Source organism: Candidatus Nanopelagicales bacterium, assembly GCA_018003655.1.
Lineage (GTDB): Bacteria > Actinomycetota > Actinomycetes > S36-B12 > UBA10799 > JAGNDY01.
Map to the genome: position 1 here is coordinate 3,573 of JAGNDY010000087.1, position 3,240 is coordinate 6,812.

The window sequence follows — 3,240 nt, forward strand, 5'->3', positions numbered from 1 at the left end:
GGGACAGAGCATCGATGATGCTGTCTCGCAATTGATGGAGACGCCACTTGACCGGACCAGACCGTTGTGGGATTGCACGATGGTCACGGGATACTCGACGAAGAGGTTCGCCGTGATCACCCGCATTCACCACAGCATTGCCGACGGACAAGGCGCCGTGCTCCTGCTCGGCCAGATGATCGATGTGAGCCCCGACGGCTCGATGACCTTGGCGCAAGGCATCGAGATGATGGCCCAACCGACGGACGCCAGCGGGCCCGAGACAGTCGAACCGCTGGGCAGGTTGGATGGGCTTGAGACCAAAATCCTCGGTGCAATCGAAGCCACATTCGAAGGCGCTGGCAAGTTCATCTCCACCTACCCCGACACGATGCGCACGTTGATCAGCATGCTGCCGCAACGAGCCTCGGAACTCGGCGGGATGGTCTCGTCCAAAAGGAGGTGGGTGGGCGGTCAATACTCCCTGGTTGAGGTCAAGAAGGCCCGCAAGTCCTTCAAAGGCGTGACGATCAATGACATGGTGCTCGCCAGCGTCGCGTTGGGGTTCACCCGCCTGCTGCAATCCCGCGGTGAGGATCCACAAGGGCGGACGCTGCGCGCGGTCATGCCAGTGTCGCTGCGCAAAAACGCCGACGCCAACAATCAGGTGTCCATCTTGCCGGCGCCACTTCCGCTCGGCGATATGGATCCGGTCAAACGGATGCGGATGATCAAGAAATCAACCAAGGTGAGCAAGCGCAGCATGCTGCCCCAGATCACCGATCAGGCGCTCAAGATAACCCAGAAGCTCAGCCCGGCTCCGATTCAGGAGAAGGTCGTCTCCAAGACCGGATCGATGGCCCAGTACTTCAGCGAAACGCTGGTGACCAACGTGCCTGGGCCGCAGGTTCCGCTCTACTTCATGGGCCGCCAAGCCGTCAGCAATATCCCCATCATTCCGATTGAGGGCTCGCTGCGGATCATCGTCGGGATCACGTCGTTCATGGACGAACTGAACATCGGCATCACCGGTGACGGTCAGTACGCCGCTGACGTGGACATCCTGCTCGCGGGTGTGCAGGAAGGCTTCGACGAGTTGGTGGATCTTGCCAAGGAACTCGCTGCCGGTCAGCCCGCCAGTTAGGTGTTCCGGAAGCGGTTAATCTGCGTCTCGAAGCGAGCCCGCTTCTCCGGATCGCGAACGCCGAGGCCTTCTTCCGGTGCCAGGCAAAGGACGCCGACCTTGCCCTGATGGCGGTTCTGGTGGACTTCGAAGGCCGCCTCGCCGGTGTCCGCTAGGGAGAAGGTCTTCGACAGGGTCGGGTGGATCATGCCCTTGTCGATGAGCCGGTTTGCCTCGAAGGATTCACGGTAGTTGGCAAAGTGCGAGCCGATGATCTTCTTGAGATTCATCCAGAAGTAGCGGTTGTCGTACTCGTGCATGTAGCCCGAGGTTGAGGCACAGGTCACGATCGTGCCGCCCTTGCGAGCTGCGTACACGCTGGCACCGAAGGTTTCGCGACCCGGGTGTTCGTAAACGATGTCGACATCCTCACCGCCGGTTAGTTCGCGGATCCGCTTGCCGAACCGTTGCCACTCCTTGGGGTCTTGAGTCTGCTCGTCCTTCCAGAACTTGTAATCCTCGTCGGCACGATCGATGATCAACTCGGCGCCCATCTTGCGGCAAATGTCAGCCTTCTCCGGGCTCGACACCACGCAGATGGGTGTGGCGCCACCGTTGAGCGCGTACTGGGTGGCGTAGGAGCCGAGGCCGCCGGAGGCGCCCCATACCAAGACGTTGTCGCCCTGCTTCATGCCCGCGCCGTTCCGCGAAACCAACTGCCGGTAGGCGGTCGAGTTGACCAGGCCGGGGCAGGCGGACTCTTCCCATGTGAGGTGCTTGGGCTTGTCCATCAGTTGATTCGACTTGACCATCGCAATGTGGGCCAAGCCGCCGAAGTTGGTCTCGAATCCCCAGATCCGCTGTTCCGGATCCATCATCGTGTCGTTGTGTCCGGCCGGATCTTCCAGCTCAACGCTCAGACAGTGCGCGACGACCTCGTCGCCAGGGTGCCACTTGGTCACGCCGGGTCCGGTGCGCAGCACGACACCGGAAAGATCCGAGCCGACGACGTGGTAGGGCAGGTCGTGGCGCTTGGTCAGGTCCGACATCCGGCCGTAGCGCTCAAGGAACGCGAAGGTGGACACGGGTTCAAAGATCGAGGTCCACACCGTGTTGTAGTTGATGGCACTGGCCATGACGGCCACATATGCCTCGCCGGGCCCAAGTTCGGGCAGCGGCACGTCGTCCAAGTGCAACGACTTGCGTGGATCCTTCTCCCGGGTTGGCATATCCGCGAACATGTCCGCCTCGTCCTTGTGGACGGTGATCGCCTTGTAGCTTTCCGGCAGCGCGAGATTGCCGAACTCTTCCTTCGGGGTGTCTCCGGCCATGATGGCGTCGAGGATCTCCTGCACGGTTATCTCCTGGTAGTCGCTGGCAGATGGATTGGTGGCAGATTACCTAGCGCGCAATCGGTGGCAGTCACTAGGTGAGGGCAACGCTGTGGCCTGCGTAGACCCACAGGCCGATGACGACTAGCGCCAGCAGCGCCACGACGACGGTAAAGACGATCATCTTTTTGATCAGGCCGAACATGAAAAGGGCCACGAAAACGCCCGCGATGAGGATCAGCACGATGTATGGGGCGCCACTGAGGGTGTCGCGCACCCAGTTGGCGGCATCGTCCAGGACTGAGTAGCCGATCAGGTCCACCGCTGACATGGGCACTGCGATCAGTGCTCTCCTGCAGCTGGCTCGACGAGTTCGATCAGCACACCACCGGCATCCTTGGGGTGGACAAAATTCACCCGTGACTTGGCCGTGCCGTATTTGGGCTGGTCATACAGCACTCGAATGTTCTGTGACCGGAGGTGGTCGCAGACAGCGTCGATGTCGGTCACGGTGTAGGCCATTTGCTGGATCCCTTCACCGTTGCGGGCGAGGAACTTGCCGATCGGAGAGTCGTCGCGCAGCGGGGCCAGCAACTGGATGCACGAGCCGGAGTCGGCGACGGCGAGCATCGCCTCGCGCACGCCTTGCTCCTCGTTGACCTCCTCGTGCACCGATTGCAGTCCAAAGGCGCGAGCGTAGAAGTCCTTGGCCTGCTCTAGGTCTTGCACAGCGATCCCGACGTGGTTGATCTCGGTGACGTACGCAGTGATCTCGTTCAGGCTCATGCTTGCTGTCCCTTCGTTGGA

Annotated in this window: 4 protein-coding genes; 1 reads left to right on the forward strand and 3 read right to left on the reverse strand. The window is 61.0% G+C overall.

Annotation, left to right across the window (positions count from 1 at the left end; genetic code table 11):
* Window positions 1-1,123, forward strand: a 1,123-nt coding sequence (locus KAZ48_09820) for a DUF1298 domain-containing protein (protein MBP7973087.1), incomplete at its 5' end; no start/stop codon positions are given.
* Here KAZ48_09820 and ccrA read toward each other — a convergent pair.
* The 3 genes from ccrA to mce form a co-directional block, all read right to left on the reverse strand.
* On the reverse strand, window positions 1,120-2,457 hold the full coding sequence (gene ccrA, locus KAZ48_09825; protein MBP7973088.1) for a crotonyl-CoA carboxylase/reductase: 1,338 nt from the start codon (window positions 2,455-2,457) through the stop codon (window positions 1,120-1,122). The two genes, KAZ48_09820 and ccrA, sit on opposite strands and share 4 nt — an antisense overlap.
* Before the next feature lie 70 nt (window positions 2,458-2,527).
* The gene (locus KAZ48_09830) at window positions 2,528-2,764 is read right to left on the reverse strand and encodes a hypothetical protein (protein MBP7973089.1); all 237 of its coding nucleotides are present in this window, start codon (window positions 2,762-2,764) and stop codon (window positions 2,528-2,530) included.
* A gap of 11 nt (window positions 2,765-2,775) precedes the next feature.
* On the reverse strand, window positions 2,776-3,219 hold the full coding sequence (gene mce / locus KAZ48_09835) for a methylmalonyl-CoA epimerase (GenBank protein MBP7973090.1): 444 nt from the start codon (window positions 3,217-3,219) through the stop codon (window positions 2,776-2,778).
* Between the last annotated feature and the right edge of the window lie 21 nt (window positions 3,220-3,240).

Bases quoted from the DNA above. Each gene is read 5' to 3' on its own strand.
- KAZ48_09830 (MBP7973089.1), bottom strand. From the start codon at position 2,764: ATGTCAGCGGTGGACCTGATCGGCTACTCAGTCCTGGACGATGCCGCC.
- mce (MBP7973090.1), bottom strand. From the start codon at position 3,219: ATGAGCCTGAACGAGATCACTGCGTACGTCACCGAGATCAACCACGTC.